The sequence below is a fragment of the Hydrogenophaga intermedia genome (genome assembly GCF_000723405.1).
GTDB lineage: Bacteria > Pseudomonadota > Gammaproteobacteria > Burkholderiales > Burkholderiaceae_C > Hydrogenophaga > Hydrogenophaga intermedia.
On record NZ_CCAE010000006.1, the window covers coordinates 1 to 18965 of the forward strand.

General features: G+C 69.2%; 14 protein-coding genes. 7 read left to right on the forward strand and 7 right to left on the reverse strand.

The genetic code is table 11. From position 1 onward, the window contains the following. Positions 1–72: 72 nt before the first annotated feature. From BN948_RS05695 to BN948_RS05710, 4 genes are all read left to right on the forward strand, one after another. Positions 73–873 (forward strand): HAD-IIB family hydrolase, encoded by an 801-nt coding sequence (locus BN948_RS05695; protein ID WP_035620797.1) that lies wholly within the window; start codon positions 73–75, stop codon positions 871–873. Then, positions 870–2090, forward strand: a complete 1221-nt coding sequence (locus tag BN948_RS05700) for an MFS transporter (protein WP_009516667.1) — start codon at positions 870–872, stop codon at positions 2088–2090. Before BN948_RS05695 ends, BN948_RS05700 begins: the two co-directional genes overlap by 4 nt. Positions 2091–2137: 47 nt before the next feature. Further along, the gene (locus BN948_RS05705) at positions 2138–2518 is read left to right on the forward strand and encodes a hypothetical protein (RefSeq protein ID WP_009516666.1); all 381 of its coding nucleotides are present in this window, start codon (positions 2138–2140) and stop codon (positions 2516–2518) included. 126 nt (positions 2519–2644) lie between these two features. Further along, positions 2645–3586 (forward strand): hypothetical protein, encoded by a 942-nt coding sequence (locus BN948_RS05710; protein WP_009516665.1) that lies wholly within the window; start codon positions 2645–2647, stop codon positions 3584–3586. Here BN948_RS05710 and mdeB read toward each other — a convergent pair. Further along, positions 3565–6150 carry an alpha-ketoglutarate dehydrogenase gene (gene mdeB, locus BN948_RS05715; RefSeq protein ID WP_009516664.1) on the reverse strand — a complete coding sequence of 862 codons (2586 nt, stop codon included), beginning with the start codon at positions 6148–6150 and terminating at the stop codon, positions 3565–3567. The two genes, BN948_RS05710 and mdeB, sit on opposite strands and share 22 nt — an antisense overlap. A 105-nt stretch (positions 6151–6255) precedes the next feature. Between mdeB and BN948_RS05720 the strand changes: the two genes are divergently transcribed. Further along, a complete protein-coding gene (locus BN948_RS05720) occupies positions 6256–6723 on the forward strand; it encodes an Lrp/AsnC family transcriptional regulator (protein WP_035620829.1) in 468 nt (155 codons plus the stop codon). An 18-nt stretch (positions 6724–6741) separates the two neighbouring features. Here BN948_RS05720 and BN948_RS05725 read toward each other — a convergent pair whose 3' ends face one another. Together BN948_RS05725 and uvrA are read right to left on the reverse strand one after the other, a co-directional pair. Continuing rightward, positions 6742–7071, reverse strand: coding sequence for a hypothetical protein (locus BN948_RS05725; protein ID WP_009516662.1), 330 nt, complete (start codon positions 7069–7071; stop codon positions 6742–6744). Between the two features lie 7 nt (positions 7072–7078). Beyond that, entirely contained in the window at positions 7079–12898 is a 5820-nt protein-coding gene (uvrA, locus tag BN948_RS05730) for an excinuclease ABC subunit UvrA (protein ID WP_009516661.1), read from the reverse strand. A gap of 136 nt (positions 12899–13034) precedes the next feature. On the opposite strand from uvrA, the gene BN948_RS05735 reads away from it, so the two are divergent. Then, on the forward strand, positions 13035–14147 hold the full coding sequence (locus BN948_RS05735; protein WP_009516660.1) for an ABC transporter substrate-binding protein: 1113 nt from the start codon (positions 13035–13037) through the stop codon (positions 14145–14147). 39 nt (positions 14148–14186) lie between these two features. Here BN948_RS05735 and BN948_RS05740 read toward each other — a convergent pair whose 3' ends face one another. Further along, on the reverse strand, positions 14187–17234 hold the full coding sequence (locus BN948_RS05740) for a hypothetical protein (protein ID WP_009516659.1): 3048 nt from the start codon (positions 17232–17234) through the stop codon (positions 14187–14189). A gap of 47 nt (positions 17235–17281) precedes the next feature. Beyond that, on the reverse strand, positions 17282–17512 hold the full coding sequence (locus tag BN948_RS05745) for a hypothetical protein (protein ID WP_138820146.1): 231 nt from the start codon (positions 17510–17512) through the stop codon (positions 17282–17284). Between the two features lie 42 nt (positions 17513–17554). Here BN948_RS05745 and BN948_RS26555 point away from each other — a divergent pair, with 42 nt between their 5' ends. Beyond that, positions 17555–17899: a hypothetical protein gene (locus BN948_RS26555; protein ID WP_138820144.1), complete on the forward strand. Its 345-nt coding sequence runs from the start codon at positions 17555–17557 to the stop codon at positions 17897–17899. Here BN948_RS26555 and BN948_RS05750 read toward each other — a convergent pair. After that, positions 17854–18342 (reverse strand): type III secretion system chaperone family protein, encoded by a 489-nt coding sequence (locus tag BN948_RS05750; protein ID WP_009516657.1) that lies wholly within the window; start codon positions 18340–18342, stop codon positions 17854–17856. The genes BN948_RS26555 and BN948_RS05750 overlap by 46 nt on opposite strands. A gap of 179 nt (positions 18343–18521) precedes the next feature. Continuing rightward, positions 18522–18959: a universal stress protein gene (locus tag BN948_RS05755; RefSeq protein WP_009516656.1), complete on the reverse strand. Its 438-nt coding sequence runs from the start codon at positions 18957–18959 to the stop codon at positions 18522–18524. Positions 18960–18965: the final 6 nt, after the last annotated feature.

An 18965-nucleotide genomic window follows, 5' to 3' on the forward strand; every position in this document is an offset into this window, starting at 1 on the left:
CAAAGCCATCGGCAAGATCAAGGAAATGATGGTGTTGCGCGCCGTCTGAGCCCCCCCCCCGCCCGCCCCGCCATGCACCCCACCCCACTGGCCGACTGGCCCCTGCCCGACCGCGCGCGCATCCACGGCGTGCTCACCGACATCGACGACACCCTCACGGCCGATGGCGCGATCGCGCCCGAGGCCGGGGCCGCGCTGCGCCGACTGCGCGCTGCCGGCCTGCCGGTGTTCGCCGTCACCGGCAGGCCCGCGGGCTGGAGCGCGCCCTTCGCCCTGGCCTGGCCGATCGACGCCATCGTGGCCGAGAACGGGGCCGTGGCGCTGTGGAACGAGGGCGGCCAACTGCGCAAGGCCTACGCACAGGACGCACCCACGCGCGCCGCGAACTTCACGCGCCTGCAGGCCGCCGCCGCGCGCGCGCTGCGCGAACTGCCGCACGCGCGCCTGGCCACCGACAGCGCCGGCCGCGAGACCGACATCGCCATCGACCACAGCGAACACGCGCACCTGAGCGACGCCGACATCGCGCGGGTCGTGGCCATCCTGCGCGACGAAGGCCTCACCGCCACCGTGAGCTCCATCCACATCAACGGCTGGATCGGCGCGCACGACAAACTCAGCGGCGCGCGCTGGATCGTGCGCGAGCGCCTGGGGCGCGACCTCGACGCCGAGATTCACCACTGGGTCTACGTGGGCGACTCCACCAATGACGCCGCCATGTTCGCGCGCTTCCCGCACAGCGTGGGCGTGGCCAACATCGCGCGCTTCTGGCACCAGCTCGCGCACCACCCGCGCTACGTGGCGCCGCGCGAACGCGGCCAGGGCTTCGCCGACGTGGCCGAGGCGGTGCTCGCGGCGCGGGCGGACATATGAGCGAACACCCGCTGCCCGCCAGCGGCCTCACCGCGGCGCCACCCGCCCACGCCCGCCTGGGCCTGGTCGCCATCTTCGGCGCCACCTTCTTCGAGCTCGTGGGCTACTTCATGCTCACGCCCCTGCTGCTGCTGCGCCTGAAGGACAGCGGCGAGTCCACCGCACTGGCCGGCGTGTTCGCGGCCAGTGGCTGGTTCGGCATCTTCCTCATGGTGCCCTTCGCCTCCGCCGTCACGCGCGCGCTGGGGCGGCGGCCCACGCTGTGGCTGTCGGCGCTCATCCCCACGCTCGCCACCATGGGCTTCGCGCTCTCGTCCTGGCTGCCGCTGTGGTTCGGGCTCAAGCTCATCGCCGGCATGGCCTCGGGCCTGCGCTGGGTGCTGGCCGAGGCGATCGTGGCCGAGTTCGCGCCGCCCGCGCAGCGCGGACGTTATGTGGGCCTGTTCGAAACCCTGGTGGGCGTCACCTTCGTGGTGGGTCCGCTGCTGCTGGCCTGGGTAGGGCCGCAGAGCGACGCCGCGATCTGGCTCGCCTTCGGCTGCATGGCCATCGGCCTGGGCTGGAGCCTGCTGATCCCTCGCGTGCCGCCCGCGGCCGACGCGCACGAGGCCCGCGTGGGCCTGGGCGGCGTGTGGCACGCGCTGGCCGCGCACCCGCTGATCATGACGGTGGGCTTCGTGGGTGGCTTCTTCGAAAGCGGGCTCACCTCCATCCTGCCGCTCTACGGCCTGGCGCTGGGCCTGGGCGCGGTGGTCTCGGCCCTGCTGGTGTCGGCCAGCGGCCTGGGCAGCGCGCTGATGATGTTGCCCGCGGGCGTGCTGGCCGACCGCATGGCCCACCACTCGCAACAGCGTTGGGGCGACCAGCGCGCCGCACGGCTCACGCTCATGCGCGCCTGCGCGTGGATCACGCTGCTCGGCACGCTGCTGATCCCCTTCGTCGCCGGCACGCCCTGGCTGGCCGCACCCGTGGCCTTCGTCTGGGGCGGCGCGGGTGGCTGCCTCTACACGCTCGCCATGATCGACATCGGCTCGCGCGAGCAAGGCATCACCCTGGTGAACAGCACGGCCGTGCTGGTGATGAGCTACACCCTGGGCGGCGTGCTGGCGCCCGCGCTCGGCGCGGCGGCGTTGCAGTGGTCGCCCGCACTGGGCTTTCCGGTGCTGCTGGTGGGCGTGGCGGCATTGGGGGTATGGTTGCTGCGCCGGGAACCCTGAGGCCCGCGCCGCGCTCCCACCCGCACACCGCAACGAGGACACGACCTATGGCCATCCCCTGGATCGCCGCGCTGAAGATCATTCCCTGGGGCGACGTGATCGAGCACGCGCCCAAGGTGCTCAACGCCGCGCGCAAGCTGCTCGACAAGCAGAAGGCCCCGAGCGTGCCCGTGCCCGCCACGCCGCCCATGGACCCGGCCGCCGAGCCGCCCACCCTGGGCGAACTGCGCAACCGCCTGATCGAAGCGCGTCAGCTCATCGACCAGCAGGCCGCCGCGCAACAGCAGATGGCGCAGACCCTGAGCGAACTGGCCGAGCAGAACGCGCGGCTGGTGGAAGCGGTGCAGTTGCTGCGCGTGCGCACGCGGGTGCTGATCGTGGTGGTGGTGCTGCTGGTGGTGGGCGTGGCAGTGCTGCTGGCGCGCTGAGGAGCCCTGGGGGGCGCTGTCACGCCCCGGCCGGTGGGCCGATGCAGGAACCGGGTCGCAGGGCCCGCAACTCAGGCGGGCGCGGCGAGGTCGCGCATCCGCTCAACCCTCCGTGCATCGAATTCCATGATCAAAAACACCTCAAAGGCAGACGCCAAGTATCTGGCCGTACAGAACCTGAACGCTCCTTCGCTCGACGACGTAGGCAACGTCCGGGCGGCCGTGGAAGCGAACAGCAAGACACCGACCTATGGCCCATTCCGCGTGAAAGAGGATGGCAACGGGTTCCTGTTCCTGTCATCCAAGCTCGTCGACAAGCGTCAAGCCCCCAGCGCCTACACGGCCAGCGCCGCCGGCAAAGACAGGGACATGGCACATGACTTCCTCAAGGCGATGTGTGATGTCATCAGCGGAGACACCCACAACAGCGACCAAGTGGTGAAAGCTTCCGACGAACTCGCCCTGCACATCCACAACACGCAGCCCAAGCGCGGCGCGCAGCGCACCGTCGACGACACACCCCTATTTCGTCAGAAATTAATCGCGTTGGACAAGGCCCGCAAAGCACAGAACCGCGAGCGGGAACAGCAGACGACGAAGCCGACGCCCGAAGCGCGCCATGACAAAAGGAAAGCCACGCTGGAGACGTTTCGCAAGCCCTTGCCGTTTGAGGACGGTGGTGTCGAATTGGAGGCACACAAACCGGACGTCCCCTCGCATTTCAATGAGGGCACCACCTCCGCGCCGCAAGCCCAAGGAGGAAGAAAGCTGCGGGACCGCCGTCAAACCCGACAACCTGCGTCCGATTCGACCGTTCATGTCGACAAGGCCTTGGGGGGTTACATGACAAGCAATTTCCTGCTCACCCTGAGCCAGGACACCGAACGCAGGCTGGTTGAGAAGGCCAGGCAAGGAACACCCCTTGACCGCGACGAACTGGAGCGGCTGTTCGTGGCGAGGGAAGTGCAGGCGGCCCGGTCACCACAGACCACCAACGACTGGAACCCGATGACCGAAATCCGGCTGGAGGTCGATCTTCCGCCTAATTACTTCCTGCCCAGGAAGTAAGCCCGCGCCGCGTGGACGATGCTCGCCGCGTCCACCCGGAAGAAGGCCCGCAGTGCCGCACGCGTGTCGCTGCGGCCAAAGCCATCGGTGCCCAGCGTTCGGTAAGCGCGGCCCGGCGGCAGCCAGGCGCGCAGCGCCTCGGGCACGGCGCGCACGTAATCGCTGGCGGCCAGCACCGGGCCGGCTGTCCCGGCCAGCAGTGAGCGCAGCCAGGGCGTGCGGCCCTCGGCCTCGGCGGCCTGCGCATCGCGCGCCAGTTCGCTCCAGCTCGTGACGCTGCACACGTGCACCGTGCGCCCCTCCCGCGCGAGCGCCTCGGCCGCGCGCAGCACCTCGGTGAGGATGGCGCCCGACCCCAGCAGCGTGATCGGCGCGCCATCCGCCGGCCCGAAGCGGCCGAACACGTACCCACCCTTGAGCACGCCCTCGCGCGCTGACGCCGGCAGATCGGGCTGCGCGTAGTTCTCGTTCATCAAGGTGACGTAGTAGAAAACGTCCCGCTGCTCCACCAGCATCTCGCGCATGCCCGCATCGACGATGAGCGCGAGCTCGCCCGCGAAGGCCGGGTCATAGGCCTTGCAGTTGGGAATGGTCGCGGCCACCAGGTGGCTGCTGCCGTCCTGGTGCTGCAGGCCCTCGCCGCCCAGCGTGGTGCGGCCCGAGGTGGCGCCCAGCAGGAAGCCCCGCGCGCGCTGGTCGGCCGCGGCCCAGATGGCGTCGCCCACACGCTGGAAGCCGAACATGGAGTAGTAGATGTAGAAGGGCAGCATGGCCAGGCCGTGCACGCTGTAGCTGGTGGCCGCAGCCGTCCAGCTCGCGATGGCGCCAGCCTCGCTGATGCCCTCTTCCAGAATCTGCCCATCCAGCGCCTCGCGGTAGCTCAGCACCGAGCCGATGTCCTCCGGCGCGTAGCGCTGCCCCACGCTGCTGTAGATGCCCACCTGCTTGAACAGGTTGGCCATGCCGAAGGTGCGCGCCTCGTCGGCCACGATGGGCACGATGCGCGGGCCCAGCGCGCCGTCCTTGAGCAGGTTGCCCAGCAGGCGCACGAAGGCCATGGTGGTGCTCATCTCCTTGCCGGCCGCGTTCAGCGCGAAGCCGGCGTAGGCATCCACGGCCGGCACGGGCACCACCTCACACGCGGTCTCGCGGCGCGGCATCGCACCGCCCAGGGCGGCGCGCTTCTCGCGCAGATAACGCAGCTCGGCGCTGTCCTCGGCGGGTTTGTAGAAGGCCAGGCCCGTGGCCTGCTCGTCGCTCAGCGGCAGCGCGAAGCGGTCGCGGAAGGCCAACAGGTCCTCGGCGTCGAGCTTCTTCTGGCTGTGCGTGGTCATGCGGCCCTGCCCGGCCGTGCCCATGCCATAGCCCTTCTTGGTGTGCGCCAGGATCACCGTGGGCTGCCCCCGGTGCGCCACGGCGGCGGCGTAGGCGGCGTGGATCTTCACCAGGTCGTGCCCGCCGCGCTTGAGGCGGTCGATCTGCTCGTCGCTCAGCCCCTGCACCAACGCGGCGAGCGCGGGGTTCTGGCCGAAGAAGTTCTCGCGGTTGAAGCGGCCGTCCTTGGCGGCGAAGGTCTGCATCTGGCCGTCCACCGTGTCGCCCAACGCCCGCGCGAGCGCGCCGCCGGTGTCGCTGGCGAACAGGCCGTCCCAATCGCTGCCCCACAGCAGCTTGATGACGTTCCAGCCCGCGCCCGCGAACAGGCGCTCCAGCTCGTCGATGATGCGGTCGTTGCCGCGCACCGGGCCGTCCAGCCGCTGCAGGTTGCAGTTGACCACCCACACGAGGTTGTCGAGCTTCTCGCGCGCCGCCAGCGTGAGCGCGCTCATGCTCTCGGGCTCGTCCATCTCGCCGTCGCCGAACACGCCCCACACGGTGCGTTGGCTGGCGTCGAGCAGGCCGCGGTGCGTGAGGTAGCGCATGAAGCGCGCGTGGTAGATCGAGCTGATGGGCCCGATGCCCATGGACCCCGTGGGGAACTGCCAGAAGTCGGGCATCAACCACGGATGCGGGTAGCTCGACAGCCCACGCGCGCCGTGCTCGGGCGCGACGATTTCCTGCCGGTAGTGGCGCAGGTCGTCTTCGCTGAAACGGCCTTCCAGGAAGGCGCGCGCGTACACGCCGGGCGCGCTGTGCGGCTGGAAGAACACCAGATCGCCGCCGTGCGCGTCGCTGCGCGCGCGGAAGAAGTGGTTGAAGCCGGTCTCGAACAGGTCGGCCGCGCTGGCGTAACTGGCGATGTGCCCGCCGAGCTCCCCGTAGGCCTGGTTGGCGCGCACCACCATGGCCAGCGCGTTCCAGCGCATCAGCGAGGCCAGTCGCTCCTCGATGGCGAGGTCGCCCGGAAACGGCGGTTGGCGATCGGCCGCGATGGTGTTCACGTACGGCGTGTTCAGGTTCGGCCGCCAGCCCACGCGCTGCTGCCCCGCCAGCGCCACCAGGCCATCGAGCATCTGCCGGGCGCGCGTGGGGCCTTCCGTTCGCAACAGCGACAGGAAGGCCTCGTGCCACTCGGCGGTTTCCTGCGGGTCGGGGTCGGGGGCGATGAGGTCGTGCGGGTTCATGGCGGGGCACTCTAGTTCGGCACGGACGGCATGTGCTGCCGAATTGGCCGACGAGCCCGCCGCATGCGGCAGATAATTCCATCAATCGAATCATCGGCAGCACAAATCACCATGGACGCGATCGACCGCCGGATCCTCGACGAGCTGCAGCGCGACGGCTCCCTGTCCAACGTGGCCCTGGCCCAGCGTGTGGGGCTGTCGCCTTCGCCCTGCCTGGCGCGCGTGAAGGCGCTCGAACAATCGGGCGTGATCCGCCAGTACGTGGCCCTGGCCGACGCGGCGCGCCTGGGCCTGGGGCTCAACGTGTTCATCAACATCAGCCTCACCACGCAGAGCAAGGAGGCGCTCGCGCGCTTCGAGCAGCGCATCGCCGACCTCGACGAGGTGATGGAGTGCTACCTGATGACGGGCGACTCCGACTACCTGCTGCGCGTGGTGGTGCCCGACATCGGCGCGCTGGAGCGCTTCATCCTCGACCGGCTATCGCCCTTGCCCGAGGTGGAGAAGATCCGATCGGGCTTTGCGCTCAAGCAGGTGCGCTACAAGACCGCGCTGCCCTTGCCGCGCGGTTGAGGCGCCGATGGCGGGGCGTCACGCGCGCGGCGACGCCACGTCGATGTCCGCGTCGCAACCGACCCCGGCCGCGATCCACCGCCGCGCCAGCCGGCGCAGCAGCGGCGCCGCAAACGCCCAGCGCGCGCCGAGCACGCCCGCCGCGTCGGTGATCGCGCCGCAACGGTAGATCTTCGACTCACCGTCCCAGCGCAGCGCGTCGCACGCGCCCACGCGCTTGCGCGAGATCACGCGCCCCAACGGACAGGGCTCGGCCAGGCAACACACGCCGCAACCATTGCACGGCGCGCCCAGCGCCGGCTTGGCCGGCGCGGCGGGCTCGATGTGGATCACCTGGCCCGCGCGCACCGCCGCCTCACCGCCGCGCCAGCACCGGCGCCAGCACGCGCCCCGTGTGCGTGCCCGCGGCCACCACCGCCTCGGGCGCCGCCGCGGCGACCACGCGCCCGCCGCCCGATCCGCCCTCGGGTCCCAGGTCGATGATCCAGTCGGCCTCGGCCATCACGTCCAGGTCGTGCTCGATCACCACCACGCTGTGGCCGCCGTCCACCAGGCGGTGCAGCACGCGGATGAGCTTCTCCACATCGGCCATGTGCAGGCCCACCGTGGGTTCGTCCAGCACGTAGAGCGTGTGCGGCGCCTTCTGGCCGCGCCGGCCCACCTCGTCGCGCACCTTGCTGAGCTCGGTGACGAGCTTGATGCGCTGCGCCTCGCCGCCGCTCAAGGTGGGCGAGGGCTGGCCCAGCGTGAGGTAGCCCAGGCCCACGTCCTTGAGCAGTTGCAGCGGGTGGCTGATGGCGGGCATGGAGGCGAAGAAGTCCACCGCTTCGTCCACCTCCATCTGCAGCACGTCGCCGATGCTCTTGCCTTTCCAGGTCACGGCCAGCGTCTCGGGGTTGAAGCGCGCGCCGTGGCAGGTTTCGCAGGGCACCTTCACGTCGGGCAGGAAGCTCATCTCGATGGTGCGCACGCCCTGGCCTTCGCAGCTCGGGCAGCGGCCTTCGCCGGTGTTGAAGCTGAAGCGGCCCGGGCCGTAGCCGCGCGCCTTGGCCTCCAGCGTGTCGGCAAAGAGCTTGCGCACCGTGTCCCAGAAGCCGATGTAGGTGGCCGGGCAGGAGCGCGGCGTTTTGCCGATGGGCGTCTGGTCGACCTCGAGCACGCGGTCCACCACCTCGCTGCCAATCAGGCGCTCGCAGCCGGACCAGGCGGGCCGCTCGCCCTTGTCCCAGGCCTTCTTGCCGGCAGCGGTGCTGCGCATGGACACGGCCTCGGCCACGTTGGTGAGCAGCACGTCGCGCGCCAGCGTGCTCTTGCCCGAGCCGCTCACGCCGGTGACGACCACCAGGCGCTTGAGCGGCACCTTCACGTCCAGCTGCTGCAGGTTGTGCAGGGCCGCTCCGCGCAACTCGAGTTCGGGTTCGTCGGCCCGCACGGTGCGGCGCGCCTGCAGCGGGTGCTTCATGGCGTGCAGCAGGTAACGGCCCGTCACCGACTCGGCGTTGGCCGACAGGTCAGCCACCGAGCCCTGCGCCACCACGCGTCCGCCGCGCTTGCCCGCACTGGGGCCGATGTCGATGATGTGATCGGCGCGGCGGATGGTGTCCTCGTCGTGCTCCACCACCACCAGGGTGTTGCCCTGCGCGCCGAGCTGGTGCAGGGCATCGAGCAGGATCTGGTTGTCGCGCGGGTGCAGGCCGATGGTGGGCTCGTCAAGCACGTAGCACACGCCCTGCAGGTGGCTGCCCAGTTGCGCCGCGAGGCGGATGCGCTGCGCCTCGCCGCCACTGAGTGTGGGCGCGCCGCGGTCGAGCGTGAGGTAGTTCAGGCCGACCTGTTCCAGGAAGGCCAGGCGGCTTTCGATCTCCGGCAGCAGGTCGCGCGCGATGTCGGCCTCGCGACCGGTCAGGCCTTCGCTGGCCATCAGGCCACGAACCCATTGGCGCACCTCGCTCACCGAGAGGCGCGCGATGTCGGTGATGGCCACGCCACCGAAGCGCACGGCGCGCGCCTGCGCGTTCAGTCGCGTGCCTTCGCAGGTCGGGCAGATCTCGTCGCCCACGCCCTCCACCTCGGGCTCGGCGAAGCTCTGCTCGCGGCCTTTCTGGTCGTCGTCGCGCACCGAATCGTCCAGCGCCTTGCGCTGCTCGCGCGAGAGCTGGGTGCCGGTGCCCACGCAGTCGGGGCACCAGCCGTGCTTGCTGTTGTAGGAGAACAGGCGCGGGTCCAGCTCGGGGTAGCTGGTGCTGCACACCGGGCAGGCGCGCGCGGTGCTGAACACCTCCACCGCGCCGATCTCGCGCGTCGAGCGGCCGTCGGCGATGGCGTCCTTCAGCCCGTCGAGCGGGTGCAGCAGGTGCAGGATGCCCTTGCCGTGCTCCAGTGCCTTCGCCAGTTCGCTGCGCAGCTGGCCCTCGTTGGCCGGGTCGACCACGAAGTCGGCCACCGGCAGTTCGATGGTGTGTTCCTTGAAGCGGTCGATGCGCGGAAAGCCCGTGGTGGGCAGGAACTCGCCGTCCACGCGCAGGTGGCTGTGGCCGCGCGGGCGCGCCCAGTCGGCCAGTTCGGTGTATACGCCCTTGCGGTTGACCACCAGCGGTGCCAGGAGGCCCACGTGCCGGCCCGCGTGCTTGCGCAGGATGGCGGCCGCGATGCTGTCGGCGCTCTGCGGCTTCACGGCCGCGCCGTCGTGCACGCAGTGCTGCGTGCCCAGCTTCACGTAGAGCAAACGAAGGAAGTGCCAGACCTCGGTGGTGGTGCCCACCGTGCTCTTGCGTCCGCCGCGCGAGAGGCGCTGCTCGATCGCCACCGTGGGCGGGATGCCGTAGACCGCGTCCACCTCGGGCCGGCCGGCCGGCTGCACGATGCTGCGCGCGTAGGCGTTGAGGCTCTCCAGGTAGCGGCGCTGACCTTCGTTGAACAGGATGTCGAAGGCCAGCGTGCTCTTGCCCGAGCCACTGACGCCCGAGATGACGTTGAACTTGCCGCGCGGGATGTTCACGCTGAGTTGCTTGAGGTTGTGTTCCTTGGCGTTGACGATGCGGATGGCCTCGTCGTGCGGGCCGCGCCGCGCGGCGCGCGCACGGTACGGCGCCGCCGGCCGCTCGTTCACCGCGTACACCCGGTCCATGGCCACCGCGTAGTCGCGCAGGGCCAGCGCGGTGTGGCTGGTGGGGTGTTCACGCACCTGCTCTGGCGGGCCTTCGGCCACCACCGTGCCGCCGCCCGCGCCGCCTTCTGGGCCCAGGTCGATGAGCCAGTCGGCCGCGCGGATCACGTCGAGGTTGTGCTCGATCACCACCAGCGAATGGCCTGCGTCCAGCAGCTTGCGCAGCGAGCGCATGAGCTTGGCGATGTCGTCGAAGTGCAGGCCGGTGGTGGGCTCGTCGAACAGGAACAGCGTGCCCTTGCGCGACAGGGGCTGGCGGCTCGAGCTGGCGGACTTGGCGGCCTCGGCCAGGAAGCCCGCGAGCTTGAGGCGCTGCGCCTCACCACCCGAGAGGGTAGGCACGGGCTGACCGAGCTTCACATACTCCAGGCCCACGTCCACGATGGGTTGCAGCGCGCGGATGACTTCGCGATCGTGCGCGAAGAGCTGCGCCGCTTCGTTGACCGTGAGTTCGAGCACGTCGGCCACGTTGAGCATCCGCTGGCCGCGGTCGATCTTCACCTCCAGGATCTCGGGCCGGTAGCGCTTGCCGTCGCAATCCGGGCAGCGCAGGTAGACGTCGGAGAGGAACTGCATCTCCACGTGCTCGAAGCCCGAGCCACCGCAGGTCGGGCAACGCCCGTCGCCGCTGTTGAAGCTGAATTTGGCCGGCGTGTAGCTGCGCTGGCGCGACAGCGGCGCGTCGGCGAAGAGCGCGCGGATGGCGTCCCAGGCGCCCACGTAGCTGACGGGGTTGGAGCGCGCCGTCTTGCCGATGGGCGACTGGTCGACGAAGACCACGTCGGCGAGTTGTTCGGCGCCCAGCAGCCGGTCGTGCGCGCCGGGCGATTCGGTGCTCTGGCCGAAGTGGCGCATGAGCGCCGGCGCCAGCACGTCCTGGATGAGCGTGGACTTGCCCGAGCCCGACACGCCGGTGACCACCACCAGGCGCTGCAGCGGGAACTCCACCGACACGTGCTTGAGGTTGTGCTCGCTCGCGCCTTCGAGGATCAGGCGCGGCGTGCTGTCCGTCACCGCCCGCTTGAAGCCCATGCCGATGGTCTTGCGCGCGCCGAGGTAGGCGCCGGTGAGCGTGTCGGCCGCGCGGATCTGCTCGGGCGTGCCGTCGAACACGATCTGCCCGCCGCGCTCGCCAGGGCCCGGGCCCATGTCGATGAGCCGGTCGGCGGCGAGCATCACGGCCGGGTCGTGCTCCACCACCACCAGGGTGTTGCCGGCGTCGCGCAAGCGCTTCATCGCGTCCACGATGCGCGCCATGTCGCGCGGGTGCAGGCCGATGCTGGGCTCGTCGAGCACGAACAGCGTGTTCACCAGCGAGGTGCCCAGCGCCGTGGTGAGGTTGATGCGCTGCACCTCACCGCCGCTGAGCGTGCGGCTCTGTCGGTCGAGCGTGAGGTAGCCGATGCCGACCTCGCAGAGGTAGCGGATGCGGGTGTTGATTTCTTCGAGCAGCAGCTTGAGCGCCTGCTGCTCGCCCGAGCTGCCCGCCTGCGCGGGCGCGATGGAGTCGAAGAAGCGCCGCAGGTCCGTCAGCGGCATGAGCATCAGGTCGTGCAGGCACAGGCCGGGCAGCGCCTCGAGTTGCGCGCGCGACCACTGCACGCCCGCCGGCAGGTAGCGCTGCGCGGGTTCCAGCACCGCGTCGGCCTGCGCGCGGGTGCCCACGCGCCACAGCAGGCTGTCGGTCTTCAGGCGCGCGCCCCGGCACACCGGGCATTCGGTGTAGCTGCGGTACTTGGACAAGAGCACGCGGATGTGCATCTTGTAGGCCTTGCTCTCCAGGTACTCGAAGAAGCGGCCCACGCCGTACCAGTGCTGGTTCCACTTGCCGTTCCACTGCGGCGAGCCGTTCTTCACCCAGGCCTGCTGCTCGGGCGTGAGCTTGGCCCAGGGCGTGTCGCGCGGAATGCCCGCCGCTTCGGCGTGGCGCATCAGGTCGTCCTGGCACTCCTTCCACGCGGGCGTCTGGAACACCTTGATGGCACCGTTGCGCAGCGTGAGCTTCTCGTTCGGGATCACCAGGCCGTAGTCGACGCCGATCACGCGGCCGAAGCCACGGCAGGTGTCGCAGGCGCCCACCGGCGAGTTGAACGAGAACATCGAGGGCGTGGGCTCGGTGTAGCGGATGTCGCTCTCGGGGCAGTGCAGGCCGGTGGAAAACTTCCAGATCTCCGGCTCGCCCTCCTCCTTCAAGGCGTACACCGTGAGCCGGCCACCGCCACGCTTGAGGCCGGTCTCGATGGCCTCCATCACGCGCGCCGGCTCGGCACCGGCGATGCGGAAGCGGTCGGCCACCACGTCGAGCAGCTTCACGGCCTCGATCGCGGGCTTGGCCTTTTTGCCCTTGGCGGGCGCCTCGTCTTTCACCTCGCGCTGCACCGTGCGCTCGGCCTGCACGCGGGTGTAGCCGCTGGCCGAGAGCCATTGCTCGATTTCCTCGGGCGTGGTGTTGGCGGGCAATTCCACCGGGAAGGTCAACACAAGGCGCGGATCGCCTTGCGCTTCACTGCGCCGCCGCAGCTCGGCCGCGATGGTCTCGGGCGAGTCGTGCCGCACCGGCAGCGCGGTCTCGCGGTCGAACAGCTCGGCACCGCGCGCGAACAGCAGCTTCAGGTGGTCGTTGAGCTCCGTCATGGTGCCCACGGTGGAGCGCGAGGACCGCACCGGGTTGGTCTGGTCGATGGCGATCGCGGGCGGCACGCCCTCCACACGGTCCACGGCCGGCTTGTCCATGCGGTCCAGGAACTGCCGTGCGTAAGCGCTGAAGGTCTCGACGTAGCGCCGCTGGCCCTCGGCGAACAGGGTGTCGAACACCAGGCTGGACTTGCCCGAGCCGCTGGGCCCCGTCACCACGGTCAACTCGCCGGTGCGGATGTCCAGGTCCAGGCCCTTTAGGTTGTGCTGGCGCGCACCGCGGATGCGGATCAGGCCCTCGGCGCCCCCGTCGTCGGCCGCCCGTTCATCGGGTTCGGCCTGGTGGGCGTGGTCGGGGCGGTGATCGTCGGACATGCGGGGGGCTCCTGAGCGGGAAGCGGAAGATTCTAGGGACCGTCCGTGTCCGCTGCCGCGCCCTACGTCATTTCCACACTGGTACCCCGGGGGAGCATTCAGACAGAATCGCGCGCCCTTACAAAAGGAGACAAAGATGCGCTTCCGTTCGCTTGCCAGCGTGGGTCTGGTCCTGGCCGTCATGGCCACCAACGTCCCGGCCCAGCTGCGCATTGGCCAGCCGTCCGGCTTCACCGGATCGGTGGCCGCCGGGGTCAAGGAAAACACCGACGGCGCCCGGCTGTACTTCGATGCCGTGAACGCGCGCGGCGGCGTGCACGGCGAAAAGGTCGAACTGGTGTCGGTGGACGACAGGTTCGACCCCAAGGTGACGGTGGAGGTCTCGCGTGAGCTGATCACGAAGCAGGGCGTGCTGGCCCTCTTCCTCAACCGGGGCACGCCGCATTCGCAAGCCCTGCTGCCCTTGCTCGCCGAATACAAGGTGCCGCTGATCGCGCCCAGCACCGGGGCCATGGTGCTGCACGAGCCGGTCAACCCCTGGGTGTTCAACGTGCGCGCCACCTACCAGCGCGAGGCCGCGCGCGCCATCGAGCACCTCGCCAGCATCGGCCAGAACCGCATCGCCATCATCGAGACGGACGACTCCTTTGGCGCCGACAGCGCGGCCGGTGCCATGCAGGGCTTCGCCAAGGCGAAGCTGGAACCGGTGTTGCGCCAGAAGACGCCACGCGACAAACCCGACTACAGCGCGGTGGCGGCCGAGATCGCCAAGCTGAACGCCCACGCGGTGATGGTGATCGCCTCGGCCGGCAACACGGCCAATGCGGTGAAGGCGCTGCGCGCGGCGGGCTCGCGCGCGCAGGTGGTCACCTTGTCGAACAACGCCTCGGACGGCTTCATCAAGCTGCTGGGTGAACACGCACGCGGCGTGATAGTGACGCAGGTGTTCCCCAACGAGCGTTCGGTGAGCTACGCGCTCATAAAGGAAGCGCAGGACCTGGCCAAGGCCAAGGGCCTGCCGGGCGTGTCGCCCGCCATGATGGAAGGCTTCGCGGGCGCGAAGGTGGTGGTGGAGGGCCTGCGCCGCGCCGGCCCCAATCCCACGCCGCAGAAGCTGCGCGATGCGCTGGAGGGCGTGACGCGCTTCGACCTGGGCGGATTGACGGTGAGCTACAGCCCCACCAACCACACGGGGCTGGACTTCGCGGACCTGTCGATCATCGACGCGAGCGGGCGGTTCCGGCGCTGAGGCGGCGGACGTGGGCTCAGGGCGCGCGGCCCATCGGGGTCAGAGCTTCTTCACCATATCGAAGAACTCCTCGTCGTTGCCCGAGGGCTCGTCTTCGACCGAGTCGTTGTCCACCGGTTCGTCGTCCGATGGCGTGCGCCGCTCCAGAACGGGCTGGAGTTCGATGTCTCCTTCACCCATCGGCTGCCGCTCATTCGTCCCCTCTGGCTGGACCGCCACCGGCGCGGTGCCCAGCCCGGCGACGGCCGTGGCCACATTGTTGGCAACGCCGCTGGCCGCGCCCGCCACGCACTGCCCCATGTCCACCGCCAGCATGCCCAGCGCGGTCATCAGGCCCGCCGGGTTTTTGCTGCCGTTGTCGGCCAGAGTTTCGCCTGTGGTCAAGTAGTCGGCAAATCGTGTCCGCAGGCTGCCGGCCAGGCCGTTCCAGATGATCGCGAACACCCGGCACAGCTCGGCAAGCTCATCCAGCCCCAGGGCTTTGAACATGTCGGCCAAGCCATTGAAGAAATCACTCAAGCCGTTGGCCACGCCGCGCGAGGTCGCGTTCTTCAGGTAGTGCGTGGGGTCCAGGCCCGGGTTGGCCTGCGTCCCGGGTTGCAGCATGTACGCGTTCCCCTTGACGGCCCGGTAGAGGAGCTTGAACCAGTCGGGAATGCCACCGTCCAGGAACTCGGCGAGGGCGGCCCACAGGTAGGTCACCAGGATGGTGATGACCTTCCCCCCCGCCGTCGCGGCCGCCTCGCCCACCACGCCCAGGGCCTCCAGCACCTGCGCGGTGAGCGTGGGCCCGAAGTACAGGCAGATTCCCCCAAAAACGAGGTAGCCGATGTCCCGGCAGATGTTGAGCTGGAACTGCTCACCGGCGGTCAGGCCCGAGCCGTCGGCGTGGCGCACCTGGAACCCGGCGAAATGGCGGTTGCGCAACCAGCTCTGGGGCAACTGCCGCAGGAACCGGATGATGACGAAAAACTCCAGTGATCGTCCGAACGTGGCGGGCAGCGCGACGGGAAAGTAGCCGATGTTGTCAATCAGCTTCACGATCCCGCAGAGCGCAGCCGCGGGCGCCACCAGATAGGGCGTCGCCAGCAGCAGTTCGGCGGTGCGGCTGGGCTGTTGGTTGTATTCCTCGGTCTTTTGCGATTCCAGCCAACCCAGGCTGTACATCTGCAGGCCGAGTGAGCCCACCACCAGCAAGCTGGAGAAGGGACCCATGGCGTGGGACGTGAGGCCAATGACGACGGACGCGGCGTAGTGGGATCCGCCTTCCATGAAGCAGTTGCCGAGGCCCTGAAGGAAGTGCTGGAATATCTCGCCATTCGTCATGGGCAGGTTGCTGCCCGTGGCTTCGCGCAGCGAGTAGCGCATCTCGTCGAGGAGTCGGGCGGCCGCCCGCCCCTTGGAACCACCACCCTTGGAGATCAGGTACAGGGCGTAGCGCAAGCGCGAGGGCGAGCAGTTGGCCGTCGCCAGCAATTGGGTGCATTGCTCGATGAGCGTGGTTTCGACGAACAGGTTTCCCGCGCCGGGCTTGCGCTTGGTGCGGTCCAGTTTCGACAGCAGGACCAGAACGTGCCGGACATCCTCTTTCGCCTTGCGTTGGTGGGCGGCGGCGCGGTCGACGCCCTGGTTGAAGCGCGCGCGCTGCGCGTTGTCCGGATGGGCGGGCAGGTACGGCTTGACCGGGTTGAGCTTGTGGGGCTCGCCCGGCTCGCGCGTGGGATGGGCGATGGCCCACAGCGGCTTGTTGGCCTTGCCCACCAGCAAGGCGGTCATCTGGTACAGGAAGCGCCGCTCGGCTTCGCTCAGTTCGCTGGCCCGGGCCAAGGCCGTGCTGAGCGCTTGCGCCACTGCTGCCTCGGTTTGCATGGCTTCGCGAGCCTCGTCCGGCACCGTCGGGTCCCAAGCGGCGGGCGGTAGCGGAATCGCGTGGCCCGCGGACCTCATTTGCACCAGCAGGTCTTCAAGCGCGGCGCCGGGAGAAGCGTTGTCCTTGCCCGCGACCCGTTTCACCCAGGCGAGGTCGGCGCGGTCCCGGGGCGTCATGATGCCGTGCACCGCCTTGTAGTGATCGATCGCCTGGGTCAGCTCCCGCTGCCGGTCAGAGTCCATGTCCGGGCGGCGTTTGGCGGCTTGCAGCCTGAGCTGGTTCACCGACCCTTCGGGATCGTCCGGATTCAGCAAGGGAGGGCACGAGCCACCGTTGAGGTGCCAGTCGAGCACCGCGTCGAGCGCCTCATTGCGCGCCTGATCGATGACGAGGTTCTGCCTGTCGAAGGTGAGCTTGTGCACGAGCTCTCGCTGCACATCGGTGCTGTACCGGTTGCTCAATGCCCCTCCCTTCGTCGACTGCCTCAAGGCGGGCAACGCCACCGACTGTCGTCGACCGAGGGACGGGTCCTTCGCCCGGATGTCCTTGATGGCATCCACCACCCGCTGACGTTGCTCGGCGGAGAGTTCGCTGTGGTCCGTGGACGCCAGGTGTTCCTCGATCTGGTTGAGCGCACGGATCAGCGTCGCGCCCTCCCGGCGACCGAAGATCACCTTCATCACCCGCCGCGAGCCGTCGTAGCGGCCCTGAGACAACAGGTCGACCGCCCTTTTCACATTGAACGCCGGGCCGCGACCGACCGTTGGAAGCGGGCCGGTGGCGTCGGCGGGCTCCACCACGGGCCCGCCGTGCTCGGGCTGAGCCGGCTGTCGAGCGCCACCACCGATCAATGGACGCAGCAAGGCCTCGATGGCGGGGAAGGCGCTGGAATGCACCTCCTCGAAGGCGTACTGCAGAACGTCCGCCGCGGCAGCGCTCAGCAGGATTGCATTGGCCTGCTCGCTGAGTTGCGGGTTCTGCACGCTGCGGAACAGGTCGATGGGATCGGTGTAGTTGCCTAGCTGGATCCGCTGCAGGATGTCCGCCTTGTCGAGCCGGGGCGCGACGAACTGGTCGGCGGCCTGCACAGAGGGGTCGTTGCCGCTCAGGTGCTCGTCGTCGCGGTGCGACGCACGGGGACTGCCGCCCGGCGAGACCGGCCGCGAGAAGCTGCGGGTGGTGGGAACGTAGTTGCCAGAGAGTCTGCGCTCAGCCATGTCGGGTTCCGTGGGACGAATGGGGGTGGGGCGACCGGGCCGTGGGGTCAGTTCGGTCGATGGGGAAAGACGCGGCCCTCGCGCCAGGCCGCGGCCTGGCTCGCCAGGTGAAAGAGGCCCAGGCGAAAGGCCGCATCGCCCCCCGGTGCCACGGACAGCGCGTCGGACAGGTAAACGGCGTCGTCTTCACCGACGTCCAGGCTCAGGACCTGGCTCTGCCCCCGCAAGGCCATCACCAGGTTGGTCTGCAGCAGTTGCAGCAGCGTGGGCACGGCCACGCCCCGCGGCAGTTCACCAAGGCGGCAGCTCGCGCGAACGTGGTGGATATCGTCATCACGCGGATCACTCGACAAGCGCACGGTTTCACCGTCCACGTCGGCGTCGATGAACATCGCCGGCCCGGGGAGGTCGAGGTCAACGGGGTACCAGAAACAACCCGCAGCAGTGAGCCACCGGGCAAGGGTTTCCTGGGGATCGTCGAGGGCGACTGGCGCCAAGGTATCAACACGCATGAAAACTCCCTGCCGTTGCGAATGAACGGCGATGAAGGACAAGGAATCGCGTGCCCGGGCGTGGGCGCGCGAGCAGGAAAAGAACAGCCGGGTGAGGAGGAAGAACCTCAGGCGCGCAGGCCCGCGAAGGCCATGTCCATCGGCTTCGACTGAAGCAGGAACTTGCCGGTCCCGTCGAGGAAGCCGGCGTCGCGCCAGCCACGGGCCACCGTGACCAGGCTCGCCATCGTCTCGATGAGCATCACCGCGCTGACCGCGGTCAGCGGCCTGGTGTGCAACACGTACAGCGTGCCGTCCGCAGGCTCATACGCGGTGGTGGAGCCCGAGGTGGCGATCAGGTGGTTGACGCGCAGCAGTTGGCGCAGCGCGGTCTCGGCGTCACGTTCGGGCACCGGCCCCAAGGGGCAAGCCACCGTGACGTGCACGGGCGCGATGGCCAGGGGGCACAGCAGTTGCACCGGGTACGACTCCCACCGGAACTCGTGGAAGAAGGGCGCGTTGCCGTCGGGCGGTACGAGGGGCTGGTTGGCGGGCAGCGCTTCGGACAGCGCGCTCAGCAGGCGGGAGAGAAGCTCGTGGGCGGTGGGCTCGTCCATGGGTCAAGGCCTTTGCTCGGTGCGATTACGCTTCGGGACGTCCGTGGCGCGGGATCCATGCACCACGAACGCAGTGAGCCGCCTCCAGTCGAAGGCGCCCACTACGTAACCCACCCAAAGGCACTAGTTCCGACGGCGCCCACCGCGCCGGGTGTGGCCGCCGAAGGCCGCGATCGGCCTCAGCCCTTGACGATCAGCACCGGTATGTGCGCGTGCGTCAGCACCTTCTGCGCCACGCTGCCCAGGATGAGCGCCTTGACGCCCTGGCGGCCGTGGGAGCCCATCACGATCAGGTCGCAACCCTCGGCCTTGGCGGTTTCCAGGATGCCTTCCCACACCAGGTTGCGCTCGATGGTGTCGCCCGCGAAGGGCACGTTCTGCGCGCGGCAGGCGCTGCCCACGCCCTCCAGCGCTTCGCCCGCCACGCGCTTGGCATCGCTCAGGTAGGCCTGCAGGCCCACGGCGGAGGCGTCGCCGATGCCGATGTAGGGGAAGGGATCGATGACGTACACGCCGACGACCTGGCCGCCCGACTCCCTGGCCATCTGGGCCGCGGTGGCGGCGGCTTCCTTGCCGACGTCGGAGCCGTCGGTGGGAACGAGGATTTTTTTGAACATGGTGGC

What these genes read in the sequence shown, in the direction of transcription:
- BN948_RS05695 (WP_035620797.1), top strand. Translation starts at nt 73, where the DNA reads ATGCACCCCACCCCACTGGCCGACTGGCCCCTGCCCGACCGCGCGCGC.
- BN948_RS05700 (WP_009516667.1), top strand. Translation starts at nt 870, where the DNA reads ATGAGCGAACACCCGCTGCCCGCCAGCGGCCTCACCGCGGCGCCACCC.
- BN948_RS05705 (WP_009516666.1), top strand. Translation starts at nt 2,138, where the DNA reads ATGGCCATCCCCTGGATCGCCGCGCTGAAGATCATTCCCTGGGGCGAC.
- BN948_RS05710 (WP_009516665.1), top strand. Translation starts at nt 2,645, where the DNA reads ATGATCAAAAACACCTCAAAGGCAGACGCCAAGTATCTGGCCGTACAG.
- mdeB (WP_009516664.1), bottom strand. Translation starts at nt 6,150, where the DNA reads ATGAACCCGCACGACCTCATCGCCCCCGACCCCGACCCGCAGGAAACC.
- uvrA (WP_009516661.1), bottom strand. Translation starts at nt 12,898, where the DNA reads ATGTCCGACGATCACCGCCCCGACCACGCCCACCAGGCCGAACCCGAT.
- BN948_RS05735 (WP_009516660.1), top strand. Translation starts at nt 13,035, where the DNA reads ATGCGCTTCCGTTCGCTTGCCAGCGTGGGTCTGGTCCTGGCCGTCATG.
- BN948_RS05740 (WP_009516659.1), bottom strand. Translation starts at nt 17,234, where the DNA reads ATGGCTGAGCGCAGACTCTCTGGCAACTACGTTCCCACCACCCGCAGC.
- BN948_RS05750 (WP_009516657.1), bottom strand. Translation starts at nt 18,342, where the DNA reads ATGGACGAGCCCACCGCCCACGAGCTTCTCTCCCGCCTGCTGAGCGCG.
- BN948_RS05755 (WP_009516656.1), bottom strand. Translation starts at nt 18,959, where the DNA reads ATGTTCAAAAAAATCCTCGTTCCCACCGACGGCTCCGACGTCGGCAAG.